The organism is Streptomyces sp. SCL15-4 (assembly GCF_033366695.1).
In the GTDB taxonomy this organism is placed as follows: domain Bacteria; phylum Actinomycetota; class Actinomycetes; order Streptomycetales; family Streptomycetaceae; genus Streptomyces.
The window spans coordinates 8,057,554-8,080,870 of the sequence record NZ_JAOBTQ010000001.1; the positions used below are offsets into that span (position 1 = coordinate 8,057,554).

Below are 23,317 nucleotides of genomic sequence, written 5' to 3' on the forward strand. Positions count from 1 at the left end.
GCGCGAGGGAAGCGGTGTCGGAATCAGTGCGCGGCGGCAGCACCCGCCGGCGCGCCGCCCCGGCCGTGGCCGGTCGGCCGGGCGACGACCAGGATGCCGGAGGCCACCGCGGCGAGCAGCATCGCGGCCACGCCCCACCAGATGGCGTGCGTGTAGCCGTGCACGATGCCCTCGCGCAGCACCTGGGCCTTCTGCGCGGGGTTGGTCAGGTGCTGGCCGACGTACGTGCTCGTCGCCGAGGTGGCGATGGTGTTCAGCAGCGCCGTGCCGAGCGAACCGCCCACCTGCTGCGAGGTGTTGACCATCGCGGAGGTCACTCCGGCGTCCTGCGGCCGGACCCCGTGGGTCGCGGTGGAGAAGACCGGCATGAAGGTGAGGCCCATGCCGAGGCCGAGCAGCAGCTCGGCGGGCAGGACATGCGTGGCGTACGCGGAGTCCACGCCGAGCTGGGTGAGCAGCGCGAGGCCCGACGCGGCGAGCAGCATGCCGGGCACCATCAGCAGGCGCGGAGGCGTACGGGGCAGCAGCCGGGCGGAGATCTGCGTGGAGCCCAGGATGATCATCACGGACATCGGCAGGAACGCCAGACCGCTCCTGACCGGGCTGTAGCCGAGGATGCCCTGGAAGTAGTAGGTCATGAACAGGAAGAGACCGAACATGCCGATCGTGGCGAGCCCCATGGTCAGGAAGCAGCCCGCGCGGTTGCGGTCGGCGAGGATGCGCAGCGGCAGCAGCGGGTGCTTGGCCTTGCTCTGCCAGAACACGAACGCCGCCAGCAGGACCACGCCGCCGATCAGCAGGCCGACCACCAGACTGTCGCTCCAGCCGCGAGGCTCGGCCTCCGAGAAGCCGTAGACCACGGCGACCAGTCCGCCGCAGCCCAGGATCACGCCGGGAATGTCCAGCCTGGCCTCGCGGTGGCCCGGGCGGTCGTGCAGCAGCACGAGGGCGCCGATCACCGCGACGGCCGCGATCGGGATGTTCACGTACAGGCACCAGCGCCAGTTCGCGTACGAGGTGAGGATGCCGCCCAGCAGCAGGCCGATCGCGGCGCCCGCGCCGGCGATGGCGCCGTAGATGCCGAACGCCTTCCCGCGCTCGCGCGGGTCGGTGAACGTGGTGGTCATCAGGGAGAGCGCGGAGGGCGCGAGGACGGCTCCGAACACGCCCTGCAGGGCCCGGGCCCCGAAGAGCATGCCGGGGCTTCCGGCCGCGCCGCCGATCGCGGAGGCGACGGCGAAGCCGATGAGGCCGATGACGAAGGTGCGCTTGCGGCCGACCAGGTCGGCGATGCGGCCGCCGAGCAGCAGCAGGCCGCCGAAGGCGAGGGTGTAGGCCGTGATGACCCACTGGCGGTTGCCGTCGGTCATGCCGAGGGCTTTCTGCGCGGACGGCAGCGCGATGTTCACGATGGTCGCGTCGAGGACCACCATCAACTGCGCCAGGGCGATGACGACCAGGCCCCACCAGCGGCGGGGGTCGGGAGCGTCGGCGGCGCCGTGCGCGGTGGAGGCCGAAGCCGTGCGTATGGTCTCGGCCGGGGGCGAGTCACTCATGACGTGAACGTCACTTCCTTGCTCGTGATGGTGGCGTGCGTGGTCCGCGCGGATGCGGTGGGGCGCCACGTCGATGAGGCGCCCCGCCCCAAAGAGCGCGGTCCGGTGCGTACTGCGCGGACCCTCGGTGATACCGGGTGTCCCGTTCACCGGTAGCCCGAACGGACCAATGATCGGTCATTGAAGCAGATCGTTGGTCAGGCTGACGGTCAGTGAAGTGTACGCTGTCTCGTATGAAGGAAGAGCGTCCTCCGGAAGTAATTTCCCGGCGATTGGGATATCTCCTGAAGCACGCCTACGTGGCGCTGGCCGCGGAACTGGACACGGCGCTCGCGCCTTTCCGTCTCGTCCCGCGCGAACTCGGCGTGCTGGCGGTGATCGGCGCCTCACCGGAGCAGCCGTCCCAGCTGGAGATCGCGGCCCTGCTCGGTGTCGACCGCACCACGATGGTCGGCGTCATCGACTCGCTGGAGGACAAGGGGTACGTCGAGCGCCACCGCAGCGAGCGTGACCGGCGCCGGAACGTGGTGACGCTCACCCAGGCCGGCCGGACCTGCCTGGGCGAGGCGGAAGAGGTCCGCGAGCGGGTGGAACGCGACTTCCTCGCTCCCCTGGACGAGACCTCCGCCGAGGCGCTGACCGAGGCCCTGCTCACCCTGCACCTGGCGCGCGGCTCTGCTTCCCCGGCATCGGTCGCGGCCTGGACCACGCCGTCGGCGAGAGCGTAGACGGCGACGGCGCCCGGCACGGCGGTGGCCGGCCGTACGGATACGTCGTCCGGTGACTACTGCCACACCTGTGCGGCGACGCGGCGGAAGTTGCCGCCGAGGATCGCGGTGACCGCGTCGTCGGGATATCCGCGGGCGAGCAGCGCGTTCTCGACGGTCGGCAGCTCTTCCGGGGGCATGAAGTCGATCGGCCCCCAGCGGGTGTACGAGTCGGGGAACAGCTCCGGGCTCTGCTCCAGCATCGCGTTGAAGTCGTCGTGGTCGAACGGGTAGTCGGTCGATACTCCGACGTGTTCGTGGCCGACGAGTTCGACGGCGTAGTCGATGTGCCGTACGAGCGCGTCGACGCCGGCGTCGTTGGGGCCGAGGAAGATCCCGACACCGGTGATGCCGATGACCCCGCCCGTGGCAGCGCACGCCATGGCCTGCTCGTCGGTGATGTTGCGGGGATGGTCCCACAGCGAGCGCATGCAGGAGTGGCTGTAGATCACCGGCTGTTCGGAGACCTCGCACATGTCCAGCCCCGTACGGGCGCCGCAGTGTGATCCGTCCGCCACCATGCCGACGGCGTTCATCTCCCGCACCAGTGCCCGGCCATAGGCGGTGAGCCCCTCGTCGACCTCGTCCAGGCAGCCCCCGCCGGCGGCGTTGCGGTTGTTGTAGCTCGGCAGCATCGTGCGGACACCGAGATCGTAGAACCGGCGCACCCGGTCCAGCCGTCCCGCGAGCGGACCGGAATCCTCCAGGTCGAACGCCACTGCCACGTTCCCTTCCCGCGCGGCGGCCTCGATGTCGTCGAGTCTCCCGGCCGGCCGCAAGCGGTGATCGGCGGCGATCCGCTCCCGCCAGCTCGTGATCAGGCCGGTGACGTCGTCGGCGCTGTGCGGAACGTAACCCGCGTTCACCGACACGAAGCTGCCTCCCGGCCTGCGGTAGCGGGCCAGCTCGCCGACGTCCGCGTGCCGCCGCAACGGCAGGCAGCAATGCTGCTCCCACAGCAGGGACGGGCCGCGCGGTCCTGATCCTTCTTCCGTCATGGGGAGAGCGTGCCCAGGCGCCGCCGTGCCCAGGCCGCGAGGAGGGGGCGCGTACGACCTCACGCCTGGAACTTCATGATCCTTGACGAGGAGACCGGCCACACCGCGCGGAGGGTTCGGCGGTCACCGGACCCCGCTCCCGGAACACCGGTGGATTCGCCGATGGCAGCCCGCCACGGTTCACCGAGACTGCGGTCTCAACCCATTGGTCCACGCATTCACGGAGGCAACCCGTGCGCATGCTTGCTCGGTTATCCCGGCGGTCCGTCACCGCCGCCGCGCTGGGGGCGCTGCTCTGCGGCGGCCTCCTCGGCACTCCGCTGACGGCCCCGGCCGCGGCCTCGCCCGCCGCGGTCGCGAGCCCCGCGGTCACCGTTCCGCCCGACGGCACCCACGGCTTCCCGTTCCTCGCCGCGGCGGAGGACCTCGGCTCGTTCGGCTACACCGAGAGCGAGTACTTCATCTCGGGCACCGCCACGTCGTACGCCAAGTCCGGCCTGTGGACCTCGGACGGCCGGTGGAACGTCCGCGCGTCCGGCACCGCCGCGTACAAGAGCCGCCTGCTGGTGCGCCGCCCCGCCGACCCGGCCCAGTTCAACGGCACGGTGGTCGTGGAGTGGCTCAACGTCAGCGGCCAGCTCGACCTCTCCCCGGACTACTGGTTCGAGCGGGACGAGCTGCTGCGCCAGGGCTACGCCTGGGTCGGCGTCTCGGCGCAGGCCGTCGGGGTCAACGGCGGGCTGGGCGAGATCAAGGGCCTGAAGGGCTGGGACCCGGCGCGGTACGGCAGTCTGGTCCATCCCGGCGACGCCTTCGCCTACGACATCTTCTCCCAGGCGGGCCAGGCGCTGCGCACCCCGAACGGGGCCGACCCGCTCGGCGGGCTCCAGGTCCGTACGCTGCTCGCCGACGGCGAGTCGCAGTCGGCGGGCTTCATGACGACGTACGTCAACGCCGTCCAGCCGGTGTCCGGGGTCTACGACGGCTTCATGGTGCACAGCAACAGCGCGATCGCCTCGCCGATCAGCGGCGTGCTCGCCGACACCCTGCTGATGCCGAACCCGTCCCGGATCAGGACCGACCTGTCGGTGCCGACGTTCGTCGTCCTCACCGAGACCGACGTGCCGGGCGCCGCGATCGCCCGGCAGCCGGACACCGACAGCGTCGTGCACTGGGAACTGGCCGGCACCGCGCACGGTGACCAGTGGGCCTTCGACCTCGGCAACCCGACCGTGCAGAAGTCGGCGGGCTCCGCCGCGCCGTCGGCCGACTGCGCCGCCGGTTCGGCCCCCTTCAACGACGGACCCGGCCACTGGGCGATGAACGCGGCGCTGCGTCACCTGGCCGACTGGGCGCGCGGCGGCGCGCGGCCGCCGAGCGGTCAGCCGCTGAGCACCGTCCTGCGTGACCCGGCCACCGGCCTGGCCACCGGCGGTGTCCGTCTGCCGGACGTCACGGTGCCCACCCGTACGCTCACCGGTCTGCGCGACACCACCGGCAGCGGTGTCTTCTGCGGCCTGTACGGCGCCCGTGACCCGTGGAACGGCGGCGCCGACGCCTGGGACCGGCACGACGACGGCGACCCGTCCGACCCGTCCTTCCCGGTCACCGCGGAACCGGTGCTCAGCCGGCTCTACCCCACCCACGCCGACTACGTGACCAAGGTGCGCGCGGCCGCGCGGACGTCCGTCGCCGCCGGCTACCTGCTGCCGGAGGACGCGACGGCCGTCATCGCCGCCGCGCAGGACTCGGGCATCGGCGGCTGATCCGCCGGCCGGCGCCGCCTGCGCACCGGGCGTCCCGGGCAGACCGTGGCGAGACAGCGCGGGCAGCGAGGTCCGGCCGGTCGGCGTCTTGCCGGCCGGACCTTCGGCGCGCCGCCGGACACGCGGTCCCCGGCGCGGCACCGCGCCCCTCCCCGGAAGAGCGGGGCGGGGCGCGGCAAGGGAGACGGACGGCGGATCAGCGGTATGCGCGCATCGCGCACACCGAGTGATCTTCGCGCGCATCCTGCTCCAGCGCCTCGGCGAGTTCCCGTGGCCGGGCGGCGAACGGGCTGTGACTGCCGGGCAGGGTACGGACGGTGAACGGCTTCTCCGGCATGGCCCGGTCGGCCTCCGTGATCATCAGGTCCTGTACGGCCGCCGGCAGCGCCCGGTCGTCGGCGCAGCGCAGGAACGTCCGCGGGATGCGGCCCCACCGCGCCGGGGTCAGGGCGACCGGGGCCGTCACGACGGCCAGCGGCAGGTCGGGACTGAGGGCGGAGCGCCAGCGGTCGAACCGGTCGGCGGGTGTGTCGTGGTAGTGGGTCTGCCGCAGCTCCTCGACGTACGCGGGATCGGGCGAGAGAGGGTCGATCCGTACGGCGCCCAGCGCCTCGGGATCGCCGAGCGTGAGGCCGTGTCCCCGCGCGGTGGCGTTCTCGGGAGCGCCGAGGTAGTCGGAGAACCAGGACCGGCCGGCGGGGACGAACGCGGAGAGGTACACGATGCGGTCGACCAGCTCGGGCGCGCGCTCGGCGGCCAGCGACGCGGGGCCGCCGCCCGCGCTGTGGGCGACGAGCACGACACGGCCGTAGCGGCGGACCCGGCGCAGTGCGTCCAGGACGGCCTCGGCGCAGTCGTCCATCGTCACGTCGGCGAGCCGTGATCTCTCGGTCGGCAGTCCGGGCCGGCCGGGCAGCAGGTATCCGCTGGGCAGGGGCGCGTCGAAGCCGTGCCCGGGCAGGTCGACGGCGACGCCGACGGTGCCGAGACCGGTGAGTGCCCGCTGCGTCGCCGCCCACTGCCACGAGCCGTGCCAGGCACCGTGGACGAGGACGAAGACGGTGTCGTTCGGGTCGGGGCGCACAGCGGTGTGCGGGTCGTCGTACGGGCCGTTGCCCGCGAAGGGGGTCATGGCTTCCATCCCAGCCCCGGACGGCGGCGTCATCCAGTGGGATATATGGCAGGGTGAGCGGCGATACCTCGTATGTATGGAGAGGCATACGGGGAGTGCCGTGCGAGGGGGATGGTGGTCATAGAGGCGCGTCATCTGCGGTACGCGCTCGCCCTCGCCGAGCACGGGCACTTCGGCCGGGCGGCCCGCGCGCTGGGCATCGCGCAGCCCCCGCTGTCCAAACAGATCGCCGACCTGGAACGCGAGACCGGGGCCCGGCTGTTCGACCGTACGCGCCAAGGCGTGTTCCCGACCGCCGCGGGCGAGGCGTTCCTCGCCCGGGCGCGGAGCGCGCTGAAGGAGATGGCGGCGGCCACGGTCGACGCCGGACGCGCGGCGCGCGGCGAGACGGGCCGGCTGCGCCTGGGGTTCATCGCCTCCGCGCTGCTCGACCCGCTGCCGGACGTCCTGGGCCGGTTCGGCCGCGAACGGCCCGACGTGCGGCTGGAGTTGCACGAGATGGCGTCCAGCCGCAGCACCGCCGCCCTCGTCGCCGGGGAGCTGGACGTCGCCGTCACCCTGGGACCGCCCCGGGGCGCCGGGGCCGAGCACCTGGTGTCCGCCCCGGTCGGGCACGACCACCTGATCGCCGTCGTCGGCAGCGCGCACCCCTACGCGGGCCAGGCATCGGTGAGTGTGGAGCAGTTGCGGCGTCAGCCGCTGATCGTGGCCGCCGGGGAGGACGAGCCCGCGGTCACCGCCACGCTGCGCGCCCTGCTCGGCGAGGACACCGCCGCGCTGGACGGCGCGACCGTGGCCCGGGACGTGCACACGATCATCGGCCTGGCCGCCTGCGGAATCGGCGTGGGCCTCGGCCCCTCCCGCATGCTGTCGGCTTCCCGCCCGGGCATCCGCTTCTGCGAGGTGACCCCGCGCACGGCACTGCCCGACCTGGTCCTGTCCTTCGCCGACCGCGACCCCTCACCGGTCCTGGGCGCCTTCCTCGCCACGGTCCGCAGGAACTGCCCCGGCGTCGACGCGGTGCTCGACCGGCGGACGGGGTGAGCGGGGAGGCCCGGCACTGTGGAGGAACCCCGTGCGGTACTCGTGCTCGCACGGCCGACCGACGACGCTCCGCGTGAACCGGCACTCGACCGAACCGGGCTTCACAGCGGCTTCCAGCGGTGACGTGCGCGTCGGCGGACCGCGGTGAACCCGCCCGCCTCGCGCGGAAAGGGCGTTGTCAGTGGGTCCCGCTAACTTGATCCATGTCCCGCCGATCCGGCGTTGGGACTTCCCTTGTGCTGCGAAGGAGATGGTGCGTTGTCCGACTTCGAGAGGTCGAGCACGGCGCGGGTGATCCCGCCCGCCCGGCCGCGCAAGCTCGCCAAGGTGCCGTTCGTGGAACTGGCCGACGGACGCCTCCAGGGCGTCGTCTCCAGCGGCTCGGCCATCGAGCGGGTCTACGTCTCCTCGGTCGCCGCCGGGACGTACGCCTACGCGTGCAGCACCAACAACAACCGCCCCTGCGGCGGCGCCCGCGGCGGCTTCTGCAACCACATCGGCGCCCTGATCGGCGAAGCGGTGGTGCAGTACGGCGCCGAACGCGTCGCCCGCTATCTGCGGGTCGACCTCGGCGACGGCGAGGCGGGCGCGCAGACGATCAACGCCACCATGAGCGCGACCCGCCCCTCCCCGGCGGACAGCAAGGCCGCCGCATCCGTCTTCAGCCGGTTCCTGCGCCACCTGACCTACCTGGAACTCGCCCCCACCACAGCGCCGTTGCCGGAGATGCAGTGGTTCCCGACCACGCGAGCGGAGGCCACACGGGTGCCCGCGCAGGAGGCCGGCGCGGACGAGGAGGAACACCTCGACGGGCTCACCGGACCCGTCGACGGGCTCAAGGAGGCGCTGGCCGCCGTCGACGCCTTCGACCACACCCTGACCGGCGGCCTGCTGCGCCCGCGCCCCGCCCAGGCGGAAGGCCTGATCGCGCTCGCCGACGCGGTCGCCGCGAGCCCGCTCGCCGCCCGGGTCGCCGAGGCCGCCGAGAAGGCGGCGGCCGGTGCCGCGAGCGAGGACCACTTCGTCGCCCTCGCCGCCGCCCGCACCGCCCTGCTCGGCTCGGCGCACGACGCGCTCACCGCCCGCGCGGACGAGGTCACCGGCCGCACCCGCGAGGAGCCGACCGCCCCGGCCGCCGCCGGACGGCAGGCGCCGAACCTGCTCGCCGCCGCCCGCTCCTGGCTGTGCGACCTGGCCCGCACCGGCTGGCAGGGCATCGACCACGACCTCGTCTCCGGCGCCGCGCAGGTCGTGTCCGCGATGCTCCCGGACCCGGAACTGCGCCGGCTTGCGGCCCTCCTCGACGGTTTCGCCGCCGAACTCGCCGCGTCCTGCCCCGGCGCCGCCCTGGAACGGATACCGGTGCGCCGGTGGGCCGACCTGTGGGCACGCGGCATGCTGCTGACGCTCCCCGGCGCCGCCGCCGCGCCCGCCGCGGACACCGCCACCGGCCGGCTGCTGCCCCTCGGCGTCGACCTCCAGGAACACGCCACCGCCGCACAGGCCCAGGTGCACGCCGTGTTCGAACCCGCCGACGGCACCGCGCCCCGGCTGGTCCGGGCGAGTGTGTCCGTGCCCAAACCCGACACCGTCCTCGGCGCCGGCGTCTGGCAGCTGCTGCGCCCGCACATGACGCTGCTGGCCGCCGCCGGCGAGGGCCGCTCCATGGACCTCACCGGCATGCCCGTCACCGCCGAGGGCGACCTGGTCTGGCAGGACGAACACGCCCGCCCGGGAGAGCCCGCCGACCCCTTCGCCACCGCACGCGTCGCCCTGCCCACCGCCACCACGGCGCCGGCCGCCCCCCTGGACCGGCACCCGGCGCACCTCGCCCAGCCCGTGTTCCTGGAGGGCTACGGCATCGAGCAGGACGGCGACACGGTGACCTTCACCCTCCCCGGGCACCGCCTGGCCGTCGACACCGACCGCATCCCCGCCGCCGGCCCGCTCACCCCGCAGGCCGTCACCGCCTCCAGCTCCTGCATCGGGCTGCTCCGCTGGGACGCCGGGCGGTTCCGTCTCCAGCCGCTCGCCGTGGAGACCACCGTGCGCAGGAAACCGGCCGCCGTGCACGCCGGTGCCTGGGCCGGAGGCACCACCGACAAGGCCGGAGTCAAGGCCGAGAAGGCCGCCACCGACGCGGTGGCCGTACTGCGCGAACGCGCCGGAAGGCTGCTGCGGAAATGACCGACCACACCACGAAGGAGCCCACCCTGCCCAGCGCCGACGAGAACCGCCGGCAGGTCCTGTACTGGCGGCTGCTCGCCCGCCTCTTCGACCACGAGGAACAGGCCACCCTGGAGTCCGCCTCCCTCGCCGTCGTGGAGGACATCGGACTGCCGCCCGCGCTGCTGGACCCGCAGGCCTCCATCGACGCCCTAGTGCAGCGCCATCCCGAACTGGCCGAGGAGTTCGACGCCCTGATGGTGCCCGAGACCGGCGAGGAGGGCCGCGACCGGGCCGCCGAGGTGCGCCGCGCCGCCCTCGCCGCCAAGGTGCTGCTCAACGTCTTCGCCACCGGCACCGGAACCGTCACCGCCGGGCAGCTCGCCCGCTGGCAGTCCGACGCCGGATGGCTGGAGCGGGCGTTCGGCTGCAAGCCCGGCGAACTGCGCGGCGGCCGGGGCCCGGGACACGGCACGGGAAGCGGCGGGACGGGCGGGGGAGTGAGCCCGACCGGCACCGGAGGCGGCGGCCGCATGCCCGACCTCGGCAGGCTCGTCCCGGAGATCGGCCCCGAACTCGGCGCCCTCGAAGCCGACCTGGTCAAGCGGATGCACCTGCGCGAAGTCCTCGCCGACCCCGCGCTCGCCGCACAGCTCACCCCGAGCATGTCGCTCATCGAGCAGCTGCTGCGCGACAAGAACAACCTCTCCGGCGTCGCCCTCGCCAACGCCAAGGCGCTGATCCGCCGCTTCGTCGACGAGGTCGGCGACGTCCTGCGCACCCAGGTCGAGAAGGCCTCCGCCGGAGACCTGGACCGGTCGACCCCGCCCAAGCGGGTCTTCCGCAACCTCGATCTCGACCGCACGATCTGGAAGAACCTCACCAACTGGGACCCCGAGGAGGAGCGGCTCTACGTCGACCGCCTCTACTACCGGCACACCGTCCGCAGGACGACACCCCAGCGCCTGATCGTGGTCGTCGACCAGTCGGGCTCGATGGTCGACTCGATGGTCAACTGCACCATTCTGGCGTCCATCTTCGCCGGACTGCCCAAGGTCGACGTCCACCTGATCGCCTACGACACCCAGGCGCTCGACCTCACCCCCTGGGTGAGCGACCCCTTCGAGACCCTGCTGCGCACCAACCTCGGCGGCGGCACCGACGGCACGGTCGCCATGGCCCTGGCCCAGCCCAAGATCGCCGAACCGCGCAACACCGTCGTGGTGTGGATCTCCGACTTCTACGAATGGCGGTCCGAGCCGCTGTTCGAGAGCATGGCGGCCATCCACCGCTCCGGGGCCAAGTTCATTCCCGTCGGCTCGGTGACCAGTTCCGGCCGCGGCAGCGTCAACCCGTGGTTCCGGGAGCGTTTCAAGGACCTCGGCACGCCGGTGATCTCCGGTCACATCCGCAAGCTCGTCCACGAGCTGAAGACGTTCCTCACCTGAGCCGTCCCGCACCGGCTTCTCTTCCCTCCTCTCACCGAAAGGCCATGCACATGTCCGACCTGCTGCGCGCCCCCGCCGAGATCAAGTACGCCGAGGAACTGGACTGGCTGGAGTCCGTCGACGACAACCCCAAGCCCTACTCCTGGCGGCTGTCCCCCAAGATGATCCGGCTGTTCATCCTGGGCTCCGAGCGGGCCGACGGCCTCGACCGCGAGGTCTCCCAGAAGTGGTTCGGCGACCGCAGCATCGTGGAGCGGGCCATCGTCACCCTCGCCTCCGACCGCGGCCTGCTGCTGATCGGCGACCCCGGCACCGGCAAGAGCTGGCTCGCCGAACTGCTGGCCGCCGCCGTCTGCCGCAACTCCACACTCGTGGTGCAGGGCACGGCCGGCACCACCGAGGACCACATCAAGTACTCGTGGAACGTGTCCATGGTCATCGCCAAGGGCCAGTCGCGGGAGTCCATGATCCCCTCGCCGATCATGACCGCGATGGAGAACGGCGTCATCGGCCGCTTCGAGGAGCTGACCCGCTCCACCAGCGACGTGCAGGACGCACTGATCTCCATCCTCTCCGAGAAGTACATCTCGGTCCCCGAACTCGACAGCGACAACATCGTCTTCGCCAAGCCCGGCTTCTCCGTCATCGCCACCGCCAACAGCCGCGACCGGGGCGTCAACGACCTGTCCTCCGCGCTCAAGCGCCGCTTCAACTTCGTCCGCATACCGGTGGTCACCAACAAGAAGAGCGAGGCGGAGATCGTCCGCTTCCGCACCGAGGAACTGCTGCGCCGCCACCAGATCGAACTGGACGTGCCGCCCACCCTGCTCGACGTGCTGCTCCAGAGCTTCTCCGACCTGCGCGCCTCGGCCGCCGCGGCCGGCAGCGACGACGAGAAGCTGGAGTCCGCGCTCTCCACCGCCGAGCAGATCGGCGTCCTGGAGGACGCGGTCCTGCACGGCAACTTCTTCGGCGAGCGCGCGCTGACCGCCCGTACCCTCGCCTCCTCGCTGGTCGGCTCCCTCGTCCGGCGCGAACCGGAGGACCTGGCCATCCTCAACAAGTACCTGCACGGCGTCGTCGAGCCGCGCAGCAAGGAGGAGGGCGGTTCCTGGGCGGAGTTCCTCGAAGGCGGCCGCGACGCGATCGCCACCCTGTCGTGACCGCCCGGAACAGCACCATGGAGAGCACGGTGAACGAGGGAACCTTCACCGCCCTGCGCGCCCAGCTCCAACAGGCCGCCGCCGCGTTCGCCGACGGGCCCGACGCGCTGGAGGGCATCCTCCTCGGCATCGTCGACGACGTCGACCGCGCGGTGCGCGAACCACTGGAGATCTTCCCGGTCTGCCACCACTCGCCCGCCTCCGCGCTCGCCATGGCACGCCGGCTGCGCGAGAAGCAGCCCAAGGTGGTCTACCTGGAACTCTGCGAGGACATGGCGCCGCTCCTGACCGAACTGCGCAACTGCCGGCTACCGGTCGCGGTGCAGGCCTTCGCGACCGAGGTCGACGGCTTCCCCGCCGAGTGGGCCCCGCTGTCGGTCGTCGCCCCGATCACCGAGGCGTCGGCCGAGTACCAGGCGATCGCCTACGCCCTGGACACCCCGGGCGTCGAACTCGTCCTCGTGGACCGCTCCTCCGACCACGTCTTCCAGTGGCAGGAGAGCAAGGACGAGTCCGCCGCACCCGCCGTCCCGGACGCACCGTCCGCCGAGGAGGAGGCGGCGCTGCACGGTGACGCCGTCGGCGTGGAGATCGGCGACCTGCGCCCGCGCTTCGCCGAACTGGAGGAGCACCTGCTGCGGCACGGGCGGGTACGGCACTGGTCGGAGTGGTGGCACCAGTACGTCGAACTGCCGCTCGGCGACAGCGACCACGACACCTACCGCCAGGTCATGCTGCTGATCGGCAGCCTCTTCAGGCGCCTCGCCCCCGGCGAGGCACACCGGGTCCGCGTCGACGAGGACCGCGAGCGGTACATGTGGACGCGGATGCGCGAGCACATGGCCGCCACCGGCACCGACCCGGCCGACGCCCTCTACGTGTGCGGCGCCTTCCACGCGGCCAGCCGCGTCGCCGAGTTCGGCGTCCACGGCGCCGCCACCTTCGAGATCAGCCCGCCCAGCGCCACCAAGTGGCAGCACGGACTGATCCCCTCCAGCCACGCCGCGATCGAGGCCCAGTTCGGCCTGGCCGCCGGCTCGGTGTCCATCGCAGCGGCCCAGTGGGCGAAGAACCTCAGGCGCACCCGGGTCAAGCCCTACCGGCTGGCCGGTCAGGCGGGCACGAAGACGCCCGCGAAGACCGCGCAGGCCGCCGCCCCGGCACCGCCCGCCGAATCCGCCGCCCCGGACCGGCTCACCGGCTTCCTCCGGCGGCCCCCCGTCCTGGACCGCCTCGACGAGGCCGAACTGCTCGGCTGGTCCGTGGACATCGTGCGCGCCGCCCGCCGCAACGGCTACCTCGCCTCCACCGCCGACGCCATCGCGGTGTTCGAGACGTCGATCCTGCTCGCCGGGATGCGCGACCGGGCCAGACCCACGCCGTACGACTTCCAGGACGCGGCGGTCACCTGCATCGAGAAGGACACCGTGCCCGGCCGGCGTGATGTGCGCCGCCTGGTGGAGATCATGCTCGGCGGCGACCGCGTCGGCCAGGTCGGCTACGACGCCCTGCCGCCGCTCGCCCGCGACGTGCACGACCGGCTCGCCCCGCTGAACCTCAAGCTCCAGCAGCGCGGCGTACAACGGGCGCTGCTCGACATGGCGTCCCGGCCGGAACTCGAGCAGTGCTCCGACGTGCTGTGGATGCTGCGGTATCTGATGCCGCACGGCGCCGCACGCACCGTCATGGGCGAGCGGCGGCTCGGCGAACGCTCCCTCCAGGAGTCGTGGGACCTGGCCCTCGGCACCCACCAGCGCGCCCTGATCGAGCTGGGCTACGAGGGCGTCAGCATCGAGCAGGTCCTCGAACAGCGGCTGCGCCGCGCCGCGTACGGCCCGCAGGCGACCACGGCGACCGTCCTCGAGGCCGTCGAGGACGCCACCCTCTACCTGCGCAGCCGCCGCCTCGCCGACGAACTCGGCCGGCACGCCCTTCAGGTGCTGGCGACCGAGCGGAGCGTCGACGGCGCGCCGGAGGTGCTGCGCCGGGTACGCGGACTGCTGGCCTACTACCGCACCAGCGAGCCGTCCCTGCCCGCCTGGATCGAGTCCTTCGTCAAGACCGGCTACGCCCACTACTGCACGCTGCTGCCGACCGCGTTCTCCGACGACGACGCGAGCGTCCGCCAGGTCGCGGCCATGCTGGGCTTCCTGTTCAGCATGGAGAGCCTCGCCCTCTCCCTCGGCTGCGACCGCAACCAGCTGGAACTGGCCGTCGCCCAGTCCCGTTCCGAGGACGCGGCCAAGACGGCGCTGCTGTGGGCGGCCAGAACTCAGCTCGGGCGGCTCTCGCGCGCGGACCTGCGGGCCCGCTGCGACGAACTGCTCGGCAACCCCCTGACCCTGCCCGCCTATCCGCGCTACCTCAGCGGATTCCTGCACGCCCTGGAACCGGTGCCCGCTCTGGCCGACTTCGCCGTCGAGGCCGTGTCCAACGCCTTCGCACGGCTGCCGGACCCGGTGCTGCTGCCCTGGCTGCCGACGCTGATCACCACGGTGCGGGGCAGCGGCGCCGACCTGGCGCCGTTGCTGATCCGCGAGGCCGGCCGCGTCTTCCCGGGCCGGCTGGCGGCCCTGGACAGCTGGGTCCCGCCGTGGCAGGCCGACCCGGTGACGACCACGGCGCGCCCGTCCCGCGGCAGCGCGGCCGAGCCCGGCGGTGTGCGGCTGCTCTCGGCGCACCCCGCGACCTGTGACGCGGTGGCGGACCTGCTGGGCTGCGACGGCGGCTGGCAGACCTCCGCGCCGGCCCGCACCGGCGCGACGCTGCTCGCCCGCCACCCGCGGACCGCCCAGGCACTGGAGGAACTCCTGACCACTCCCTGACAGCCCTCGGCGGCCCGGGCCCGGCCCGCGCACACTCCGGCACGGTGGTGAGCGTCCGTACGCTCCGGTCTGCGGCGTCGACTCGGCCAGGACGACGGCGCCGCCGACTGCTGCCCGGGGCTGCTGACGTCTCCGCTCGATGAGGACCACCCCGGGGGCCGGAGTCGCGTCAGCACGGGTTGTCGGCGGTCGCGACGCGCCAGCACGTGATCACGGCCGTCCCCGCTCGGCCGAGTGCCGGGTGCTCGGGCGGGCGGCGACAACGAAGACCGACGGGCAGGCCGGCGACGCGGTGCGACGTCGCCGGGGGCGGTGCACCGCGTCCTTACCGGGACTGCCCGGGGACGACCAGTCCGCTCTCGTAGGCCATGACGACCGCCTGGGCGCGGCTGTTGAGGGAGAGTTTGCCCATGATCCGGTGCAGGTGTGTCTTGACCGTGCCCTCGGTGACGTGGAGCTGCCGGGCGATGGCGTCGTTGCCGACGCCCAAGCCGACCAGCCGCAGTACCTCTCTCTCCCGCGCGGTCAGCCTCGACACCGCCTCCGGTTCGACCACCGAGGCGGGCCGGCGCGTGTAGGACTCCACCAGGCGCCGGGTCACCGCCGGGGCGAACAGCATCTCCCCCTGGCTCACGACCCGGACCGCTTCGACGAGCCGTTGCGGCGACGTGTCCTTGAGCAGGAAGCCGCCGGCACCGGCGCGCAGCGCCGCGTACACGTACTCGTCGATGTCGAAGGTCGTCAGCACGATCACATGGGGCGGCTCGGGCACCGTCTCGAGGATCTCCTCGGTGGCGGTGATACCGCTCATGCCCGGCAGCCGGATGTCCATGAGGACGACGTCCCACCGCTCGCGGTGCACGGCCTCGACCGCTGCCTCGCCGTCGCGGGCCTCGCCCACGTCCGTGATGTCCGGCGCGGTCCGGAGCAGGGCGGCCAGGCCGGCTCTGACGAGATCCTGGTCATCCACCACGAGCACGCGTGTCATGTCCCCCGCCCCCCGGTTCCTCCGGGCGCGCACGACGCGGCGCGTGCACCGGAAGGACCACTTCGACTGCGAAACCGCCTCCTTCGTGCGGTGCCGCGGACAGTCGTCCTCCGCAGATCCTGACCCGTTCGCGCATGCCGATCAAGCCCAGCCCCGAGCCGGGGACGGGTTCCGGTCGCCCGTCGCGGCGGACGCGGCCGTTCCGGCCGCCGTCGTCGCGGACCACGAGGACGACCTCGTCCAGGATGCGGTCGAGGGTGAAGTCCACGCGCGCGCCCGGCGCGTGCTTGATGACGTTGGTGAGCGCTTCCTGCGCGACCCGGTAGACGCACACTTCGGCCACGGGCGACAGGGGAACCGGTTCCGGCGGTGCCGTGAACCGTATGTCGAGGCCGGCCGCGGTGGCGCCGCCGACCAGCTCCGGCAGCCGGTCGAGGCGGGGCGCCGCCTCGTAGGGCACTTCCTCCCGGTCGTCGTCGGCCTGGACGCGGAGCACGGTGAGCAGGCGCCGCAGCTCGTCGAGGGCGCCGCGTCCGGTCTCCGCGACGTTCCGCAGGGCGTCGCGGGCCGTGGGCACGTCCGAGGTGAGCACCGTCTCCGCGAGCCCGGCCTGAATCGTGATCACCGACATGTGGTGGGCCACCACGTCGTGCAACTCCCGCGCGATCGCCATGCGTTCGAGCGTGACGGCGTTGCGGGCGCGTGCCTCCTGCTCGGCCACCAGGTCCGCGGTGGCCTGGCGGAGCTTGGCGTTGGCCCGGACGAGGAGGTAGCGGGTATGGCCGAAAGCGACGGTTGCCACGGGCACGAGGACGGTCTGGGCGGCCACCAGCGCGAGGTGCAGGCGGCCGGTGAGCCCGCTGAGCCCGGTGACCACGGCGACCGGAACGGCCGCGGCCCAGGAGACGGCGAGCGGACGGCACCCGGCGAGGCTGAGCAGGGCGGCGGCCGGCGCCCACACGTTCACCGACGGTTGGTAGCCGCAACCGAGGTAGACGGCGTAGCCGGCGGAGGACACCAGCACCGTCAGGAACGGCAGCCGCCGGCGCGCCGCCAGCGGCAGTGCCGTCAGACAGCCAAGGACGGCGCCGGTCGCGTCGAACGCGCGCCAGCCGGGCGGCTGATAGTAGATGCCGGCGATGCAGGCGGCCACCGCGAAACCGACGGCGATGACCGAGTCGGCCGCCATCGCTCCTGTACGAGACCAGGTCACCGCAGGATGCTAAGGCCGCCGACGGCCCGGTGACGGTCTCCCGCAGGAACACGGTCCCCGCGTCCGGGACCCGGCTCACCTGAACGTCGTCCTCACCTGGCGTACGGGACCGCCACAGGACAGGCGTGGGCGGGGCTTCGTCGGGAGGGCCTCTGACGCGGCTTTTCCGGGGCGGGCGTGCCGTCGGAACTCCGAGTCCGAGGGCCCGGCGCGCCCCCCGGCGAGAGCCGGAGTCCCTTCCGCGGCAACTCAGGAGCGGGCGTAGCCCGTCAGTGGCGGGGTGCGCAGGGCGATGACCGCCTTGTCGTCGTGTCCGTTGCCGGGCAGGTGGTCGAGCAGGGCCCGGCACAGCTCGTCCGGTGAACGCCCGGCGAACCTCGATGCGGTGACGGCCAGCGCGTCCAGTCCTCGGTCCAGTGGATGGCCGGGGCCCTCCACCAGGCCGTCGGTGTAGAGGACGACGGTGCTGTCCACCGGCACCGCCTGGCAGTGGTCGGGGCGGGGCAGATCGGGCATCACCCCGAGGGGGAGGCCGGGCTCGGCGAACAGGTAGCGGGGCCGTCCGTCGGGCAGCAGCAGGAGCGGCGGTGGATGTCCGGCACTGGACCAGCGCAGTCGCCAGGAGCCGTCGGCAGGTTCCAGACGGGCCAGCAGCGCGGTGGCGATGGGCGTCTCACCCAGCGCGGCATGCATGATGTGGTCCAGCCGGGCGAGACAGGCGCTGGGCGGGACGCTCTGGTCGTAGTACAGCGCCCGCAGCATGCTGCGGAGCTGCGACATGTCGGCCGCGGCCCGCAGGTCGTGTCCCACGACGTCACCGATCACGGCCGCGCAGGCTCCGTCGGGCAGCAGCAGAGCGTCGTACCAGTCGCCACCCACGGCGGCCGGGGCGCTGGCCGGCTGATACGCCGCCCCGGCGGTGAACGGCCACAGGTCGGGCAGGCGGGGCAGCAGCATCCGCTGGAACTGTACGGCGCTGTTGCGGACCTGCTCGTAGAGGCGGGCGTTCTCGATCGCCACTCCGGCGGTGCCGGCCAGTGCGCGGATCACTCCTTCGTCGTGCCGGTCGAAGGGCTGCCCGTCCGTGCGCTCGGAGAGGTAGAGGTTGCCGTAGATCCGTCCGCGCACGCTGATGGCGACGCCGAGCAGGCTCCGCATGGGAGGGTGCCCGGGCGGAAAACCCGCCGACTCCGGATGGCGGGAGATGTCCCCGAGCCGCAACGGCTCGGGATGGCGGATCAGATGCCCCAGCAGCCCCCGCCCGCGCGGCAGCTCCACCCCGTTTAGGTCCGCCAACTCCTTGGCGCTCAGTCCCAGCGGGATGAACTCGGCCAGGAGCCTGCCCTCCGCGTCGAGCACGCCCATGGCACCGTAGCGGGCGCCCACCAGGTCCATCGCGGTGCGCACGATGCGCCGCAGCACCGTGGGCAGTTCCAGTTCGCTGGTGATGTTCAGCACCGCCTGGAGCAGCTCCTGCAGTGTGCTCTGCGCACGGGCCAGGGCGTGCAACTGCTCGCCGATGCGGTTCAGATCGGAGCTGAGCGGCAGATCGAGCAGGGACGTGTAGGAAACCTCGTCCGGCGGTGCGCCGCCCTCCCGCGGAGCCTCGTCCCCGACCGGTGGCTCCTGACCGTACTCCGCCATCGCCGCCGCCTCGCTTTCCGTACCCAGCCCCGGATACCCTCTGCGGCGTGCCGGCGGTACGCCACACGGGCCGCTCCAGTCATCTGAACCGCCCTCCCGCTCCGCTTCCCGGCGACTGGCCGTGCGCCGTCCGCAGCCACCCCATCGGCCGAACCGCGGCCGTCTGCGCTGGCAGACGCCCGTACGGGCCCGGTGGTGAAGGTGCCGTGCCGGCCAGGACGCCCACCGCTCCGTGGTACGGGTCCAGCGGGTCGCCGGGGTGTATGCCGACGAGGCATCCTCGGCCGTTTCCACGTCGCCGAGCGCGTAGTGCCCGTTGAGGGCGGCCGGGCGGCGGGTCCACGTCAGGCGGGGGAGTGCTTCGGTGTCGGGACAGGGTGAGGAGGGTGCCGTAGGGCCCGGATGCCAGGTCGTGGCCGGGAAGGCGGCCTTCCGTGTTCGGCGGGCCGGCGGGCCGGCGGGCGGTGAGGTGGTCGTGCGGCCGGGTGGCGTCCGTTCCGCCGGCCTACGTCACCGAGGTCAGCGTCGCGTAGACCACTACGTTGCCCAGGTAGCCGGTGTCCTTGGTGTAGCCGCCGCCGCAGGTGATCAGCCGGAGCTCGGGCCGGCCGGAACTGCCGTAGACCTTCTTGCTGGGGAACTGTTCTTTGTCGTAGAGCTCGATGGCGTGGACGGTGAACACCGCTGTGCGCCGGTCCGCCCTGTGGATCTCGATGGTGGAGCCCTCGGTCAGGGCGCCGAGGTCGTAGAAGACGCCGGGGTCGCCGGCGGGTGTGTCCACATGCCCGGTGACGACGGCGGTGCCCGCCGAGCCGGGCGCGATGCCGTCGCCGTACCAGCCGGCGAGGCCGGGTTCCTCAGGCGGTGGAGTCCGCAGCGCCCCTGTCGCGTCGAGGCCCACCCGTGTCATCGGGGCGTCCACGCCGATGGCGGCGATCCGGATCCGGTCCGGGTCCGCGGGGGGCAGCGGACGGACCGTCGGGGGAGGGGCGGGATGCGCGGAGGTCGAGGAGGCCCGGGCCGAAGGCCGCGGTGGCTCCTCGTCGTGCACCCCGCTGATCAGCAGTACCGCACCTGCCGCCATCGCCCAGCCCAGAGGGACCACGGCGGAAAGGAGCGGGCCTCGGAAAGGGCGGATCTGGTGGCCGGGTGCCATCGCGGTTGAGCCTTCTCTTCACGGCGGGTGCGGTGTAGTGGTGGGGCCGGTCCCGCGGCGGGTGGGCCGCGCCGCCACGGGGGCATTCCGTTCAGAGCCCGGTTGCGGGCCGAAGTGGATCGACACGGGATCGACCGATCGGCAGGGGTCAGCTTCTGTTGTCGTTCGGCCGGCGGTAGATCCAGACGACACCGGCGGCGGCCGTGAGGAGCAGTCCGCCGCCCAGGGCGAGCCCCGTGCCCGAGTCGTCGGCCGGTCCGAAACCGGCGTTGACCGAGCCCTCCGGAGGGCGGCCGGTGATCTCGTACGTCTCCGTGACCTTGGTCAGTGGCGGACACTTCAGGGTGACGGTGTCACTGCCCGGGCCGACGCCTTCCGGGATCTGGAACTGACCGGTGAGCACGCCCTCCTCGTCACCCGCGAAGAGGTGGAAATCTCCGCCCGCCTCCGACGTGCCCTTGCCGTAGTCCGCGTCAGGGTCGCAGGCACTCGTACTGACCGTGACCGTGGAACCCGGATAGGCGTTCCGCGGTTCGATACGGACATCCGAGTCGTCGGCGGCGGCTGCGGCCGGGATCTGGAGTCCCAGGGCACCGAGAGCCAGGCCGATCCCTGCACCCATGTGTGTGTAACGCATGCGAATCCTCCAACGGACAGTGCCCGGCCCGTCTGTGCGGTGCCTCTCCTGTGTTCCGCTCATGAGGCAACCGACAGTCCGTCAGTCCCGCAACCCGGCGCACCACCACATGTGTCACCCGGTCAGGCGCAAAGGCAGCGCCGCTTGATCACTTCCGCAGGTCACCGCCGCGAAGATCGGCCTCACGCATCACCCGCCACTCCGTCCCCATATCGGTGAATGCCGGTCGCGCGGTCCCGCACGGCGCGGGCACGCCTCGGACAGCCGCGCGGGGAGCGGTGCGACGTCCTGCGCGCCGGGCCCAATCACCTGTACGGAGGTGTATGCGCGGCGCTCCGGCCGTCGCGGAGGGCAAGGACGCCGGAAGCAGCCCACACGCCGCTCGTACCCTTGCTCACGCTCGCTCCCACTTGGCCCCGGAGGCGTTCACCGTGCCTGGGTCCGTCGGTCTATTGAATGGGATGGGTGTCGCGCCGGTATTCGGCCAGCTCCGATCGCTTTGTGCCATTCGTCGGCAACCGGCCGCGAACATCACCGGGGCGCCGCTACACAAGAACGCTGGGGCGGCGTCCTGCCGTTCCGTTGTGGTGGGTGGGTCCGTGGGGGAGGTCCGGGGTTGCTGACCATCGATGTGGCGGTGCTGCTCGCAGTCGTCGTGTTCTTCCGGCTGCGGCGGCGCACCGAGGCCCGCAGCCGCTCCGACGAGAGGATGACCGTGGTCATCGTCCCGGCGCTGGACATCCTGAACGGTCCGACTCCGGCCGGCCAGGGGATCTTGAACGCTTTCGAGGAGCCGGCGAGTGGCGTCACGGAGGCCGGCCGGTGAGTCCCCGCAGGCGTAAGGTCCGGATGGCGGCGGCCAGGCGCCCGGCGGCCCGGCGGCACTCCCGCAGGCCGGCCAGACGGCGTCAGCACGCGCATGGCCGGCTGATCGGCCTGGTGCCGGCCGCGGTCCTGGTCGTCGCGCTGGTCGTGGCGGTCGTCAACTGGCTGCTGGCCCACTGGTGGGTCCTGGTCGTCATCGGCGTACTCGCGGCGCTCGCCGGCGGCGGCTGGGTCTACCACAGGCAGCAGCGGGCGCGGTGGGACGCGGTCCGCGCGCGAGGCCTGCGCTACGGCCTCTCCCAGCTCGACGCCCTGCATCACACCCGGTTCGAGTACGCGGTCCGGGACCTCATGCGCCGTGACGGCTGCCGGAACGCGGTCCGGGTCGGGGGCGGCGGCGACCTGGGCGCCGACGTGAAGGCGACCGACCCCTACGGCAGACGCTGGGTGATCCAGTGCAAGCACCGCCGCAACGGCCTCGCCGGCTCCGCGGTGGGCACGCCGGACCTCCAGGTCCTCAACGGCACTGCCCGCCAGGTCCACGGCGCCGACGTCGCGGTCATCGTGACCAACGGCCGGGTCACCGCACCCGCCGTGAACTTCGCCGAGCAGCAGCGCCTCCACGTCGTCGACCGGCGCACCCTCGGAGTATGGGCGTCCGGCTCACGCCCACTGTGGGAGCTACTGCGCGCCGTCCCGCCGCCTCGCAGACCGACCACCCTCTCCTGAGGACGCCGGGACAGGCCCGCCGTCAACAGCCATAACGGAGCACACTCGTTGAGGGTGATCTCCGGGACGACTGGTGCTCCTCCTGCACCGCCTCGCCCTGCGGCAGCGTGCCCGCCGAGGACCTGTTCGCGTGTCAGGGCCCTCGATGACAGGCTGCTGCTCCCGGTCGGCGGCCGGGGCAGGCGCATGTTCCACCACAGCACTGCAAGGACGTGCTCGCCGGTGCGGGCGTGCGGTTCTCGCCCGGTCACGAGCCACGTGCCGTCGGCCTGATCTCTGGCGCGGAACCCGTCCGGGCTCAGCCCCGTGAACCCGTGGGATCCGCTCACTGGACGGCGGCCTCCGACGGCGACCAAGAGCACGGCCAGGGCCTCGGGCCGGTCATCGGGCACCGAGGACAGGCGGGCACACGACGCGGGCCGTCAGGTGAGTACGTGGACGAAATCCTGCGGAGCGTGCTGCGTGCCGGCCACGGCGCGCAGGCGTCGTGGCCGGCACGGTTCGAAGTCACTCTCCTCAGAGGGAGGAGCCTTCGCCTCCTGTCGCCGTGGTGGTGACCGGCTCGGCGGATGGGGCCGGCAGCCGCGCGGCGACGGTCCGGGCCACGGCCTCCGCCTCGGCGTCGACGTAGAAGTGGCCGCCGGGGAAGCGCACGATCTCCGTCTCCGCGGCGGAACTCAGCCGCCATGCGTCCAACTGGTCGTCGCTGAAGAGGTCGTCCGTTCCGCAGCACACCACCAGGTGGCTCTCGGTCGTCGTACGCCGCATGGTGCGCACGAAGGAATCACACACGGCGAAGTCCGCCCTGAGCAGTCGCACCGCGTGCTCACGCAGCTGCGCGTTCTCCAGGATCTGCGGTGCCGGCCCACCGAAGCGGGCCGCGACGCGCAGGACCTCCTCGTCGTCGGCGTGGAGCGGATCGCCTTCGAAGAGCGGCTGCACGCGCAGGGGCCCCAGGTTCGCGGAGGCGAAGAGTACCGAGCACCGTGCCTGCCCCGGGGTCTGTTCCAGCCTCGCGGCCAGCGACAGACCGAGATAGGCGCCCATGCTGTGGCCGAAGATCGCGAACTCTCCTGTCACGCCGGCGTCCGCCAGCCGCGCGTCGAGATCGCTCACCGCGTCCGCGGCGGTGTGGACCGGTTCCTCCCGCCAGCGACGGCCCCGGCCCGGCAGTTCCAGCGGGACCGGCTCCAGCCATGCCGGGAGGGCCCGGACGAGCCCGTCGAAGACCCGGGCGGTCCCGCCCGAATGGTGGAGCAT

18 protein-coding genes and 1 pseudogene are annotated in these 23,317 nt (G+C 72.5%); 10 read left to right on the forward strand and 9 right to left on the reverse strand.

The genetic code is table 11. From position 1 onward, the window contains the following. Positions 1-23: 23 nt before the first annotated feature. Complete coding sequence (locus SCK26_RS36295; RefSeq protein ID WP_318205634.1) at positions 24-1,556, reverse strand: MFS transporter; 1,533 nt, start codon at positions 1,554-1,556, stop codon at positions 24-26. Positions 1,557-1,828: 272 nt separating this feature from the next. Here SCK26_RS36295 and SCK26_RS36300 point away from each other — a divergent pair, with 272 nt between their 5' ends. Further along, the gene (locus SCK26_RS36300) at positions 1,829-2,284 is read left to right on the forward strand and encodes a MarR family winged helix-turn-helix transcriptional regulator (protein ID WP_318205635.1); all 456 of its coding nucleotides are present in this window, start codon (positions 1,829-1,831) and stop codon (positions 2,282-2,284) included. A gap of 56 nt (positions 2,285-2,340) precedes the next feature. On the opposite strand, the gene SCK26_RS36305 is transcribed toward SCK26_RS36300, so the two are convergent. Next, positions 2,341-3,321 carry a dipeptidase gene (locus SCK26_RS36305; RefSeq protein ID WP_318205636.1) on the reverse strand — a complete coding sequence of 327 codons (981 nt, stop codon included), beginning with the start codon at positions 3,319-3,321 and terminating at the stop codon, positions 2,341-2,343. A 239-nt stretch (positions 3,322-3,560) separates the two neighbouring features. Here SCK26_RS36305 and SCK26_RS36310 point away from each other — a divergent pair, with 239 nt between their 5' ends. Then, a complete protein-coding gene (locus tag SCK26_RS36310) occupies positions 3,561-5,087 on the forward strand; it encodes an alpha/beta hydrolase domain-containing protein (protein WP_318205637.1) in 1,527 nt (508 codons plus the stop codon). 196 nt (positions 5,088-5,283) lie between these two features. Here the strand turns inward: SCK26_RS36310 and SCK26_RS36315 are convergent, their stop codons facing one another. Beyond that, entirely contained in the window at positions 5,284-6,219 is a 936-nt protein-coding gene (locus SCK26_RS36315; protein WP_318205638.1) for an alpha/beta fold hydrolase, read from the reverse strand. Positions 6,220-6,339: 120 nt separating this feature from the next. On the opposite strand from SCK26_RS36315, the gene SCK26_RS36320 reads away from it, so the two are divergent. The 6 genes and pseudogenes from SCK26_RS36320 (at position 6,340) to SCK26_RS36340 (ending at position 14,865) form a co-directional block, all read left to right on the forward strand. Further along, positions 6,340-7,263 carry a LysR family transcriptional regulator gene (locus SCK26_RS36320; protein WP_318206171.1) on the forward strand — a complete coding sequence of 308 codons (924 nt, stop codon included), beginning with the start codon at positions 6,340-6,342 and terminating at the stop codon, positions 7,261-7,263. Positions 7,264-7,497: 234 nt separating this feature from the next. Then, positions 7,498-8,022, forward strand: a pseudogene (locus SCK26_RS38110) (hypothetical protein); the annotation flags it as partial. 6 nt (positions 8,023-8,028) lie between these two features. Further along, entirely contained in the window at positions 8,029-9,450 is a 1,422-nt protein-coding gene (locus SCK26_RS36325; protein WP_318206172.1) for a hypothetical protein, read from the forward strand. Beyond that, entirely contained in the window at positions 9,447-10,877 is a 1,431-nt protein-coding gene (locus tag SCK26_RS36330; protein WP_318205639.1) for a vWA domain-containing protein, read from the forward strand. Before SCK26_RS36325 ends, SCK26_RS36330 begins: the two co-directional genes overlap by 4 nt. Positions 10,878-10,927: 50 nt before the next feature. Next, positions 10,928-12,040 carry an ATP-binding protein gene (locus tag SCK26_RS36335; RefSeq protein ID WP_318206173.1) on the forward strand — a complete coding sequence of 371 codons (1,113 nt, stop codon included), beginning with the start codon at positions 10,928-10,930 and terminating at the stop codon, positions 12,038-12,040. A gap of 17 nt (positions 12,041-12,057) precedes the next feature. Continuing rightward, positions 12,058-14,865, forward strand: a complete 2,808-nt coding sequence (locus tag SCK26_RS36340) for a DUF5682 family protein (RefSeq protein WP_318205640.1) — start codon at positions 12,058-12,060, stop codon at positions 14,863-14,865. Positions 14,866-15,190: 325 nt separating this feature from the next. Here the strand turns inward: SCK26_RS36340 and SCK26_RS36345 are convergent, their stop codons facing one another. The 5 genes from SCK26_RS36345 to SCK26_RS36365 form a co-directional block, all read right to left on the reverse strand. Then, positions 15,191-15,853, reverse strand: a complete 663-nt coding sequence (locus SCK26_RS36345; protein ID WP_318205641.1) for a response regulator transcription factor — start codon at positions 15,851-15,853, stop codon at positions 15,191-15,193. After that, positions 15,828-17,066, reverse strand: a complete 1,239-nt coding sequence (locus SCK26_RS36350; protein ID WP_318205642.1) for a sensor histidine kinase — start codon at positions 17,064-17,066, stop codon at positions 15,828-15,830. Before SCK26_RS36350 ends, SCK26_RS36345 begins: the two co-directional genes overlap by 26 nt. A 249-nt stretch (positions 17,067-17,315) precedes the next feature. Beyond that, positions 17,316-18,710, reverse strand: coding sequence for a GAF domain-containing SpoIIE family protein phosphatase (locus SCK26_RS36355; RefSeq protein ID WP_318205643.1), 1,395 nt, complete (start codon positions 18,708-18,710; stop codon positions 17,316-17,318). A gap of 505 nt (positions 18,711-19,215) precedes the next feature. Continuing rightward, entirely contained in the window at positions 19,216-19,794 is a 579-nt protein-coding gene (locus SCK26_RS36360) for a class F sortase (protein WP_412080879.1), read from the reverse strand. A 220-nt stretch (positions 19,795-20,014) separates the two neighbouring features. Further along, complete coding sequence (locus SCK26_RS36365; protein ID WP_318205645.1) at positions 20,015-20,503, reverse strand: sortase; 489 nt, start codon at positions 20,501-20,503, stop codon at positions 20,015-20,017. 616 nt (positions 20,504-21,119) lie between these two features. Here SCK26_RS36365 and SCK26_RS36370 point away from each other — a divergent pair. Next, complete coding sequence (locus tag SCK26_RS36370) at positions 21,120-21,329, forward strand: hypothetical protein (RefSeq protein ID WP_318205646.1); 210 nt, start codon at positions 21,120-21,122, stop codon at positions 21,327-21,329. A gap of 23 nt (positions 21,330-21,352) precedes the next feature. Further along, entirely contained in the window at positions 21,353-22,057 is a 705-nt protein-coding gene (locus SCK26_RS36375; protein ID WP_318205647.1) for a restriction endonuclease, read from the forward strand. A gap of 516 nt (positions 22,058-22,573) precedes the next feature. Here the strand turns inward: SCK26_RS36375 and SCK26_RS36380 are convergent. Then, complete coding sequence (locus SCK26_RS36380) at positions 22,574-23,317, reverse strand: thioesterase II family protein (protein WP_318205648.1); 744 nt, start codon at positions 23,315-23,317, stop codon at positions 22,574-22,576.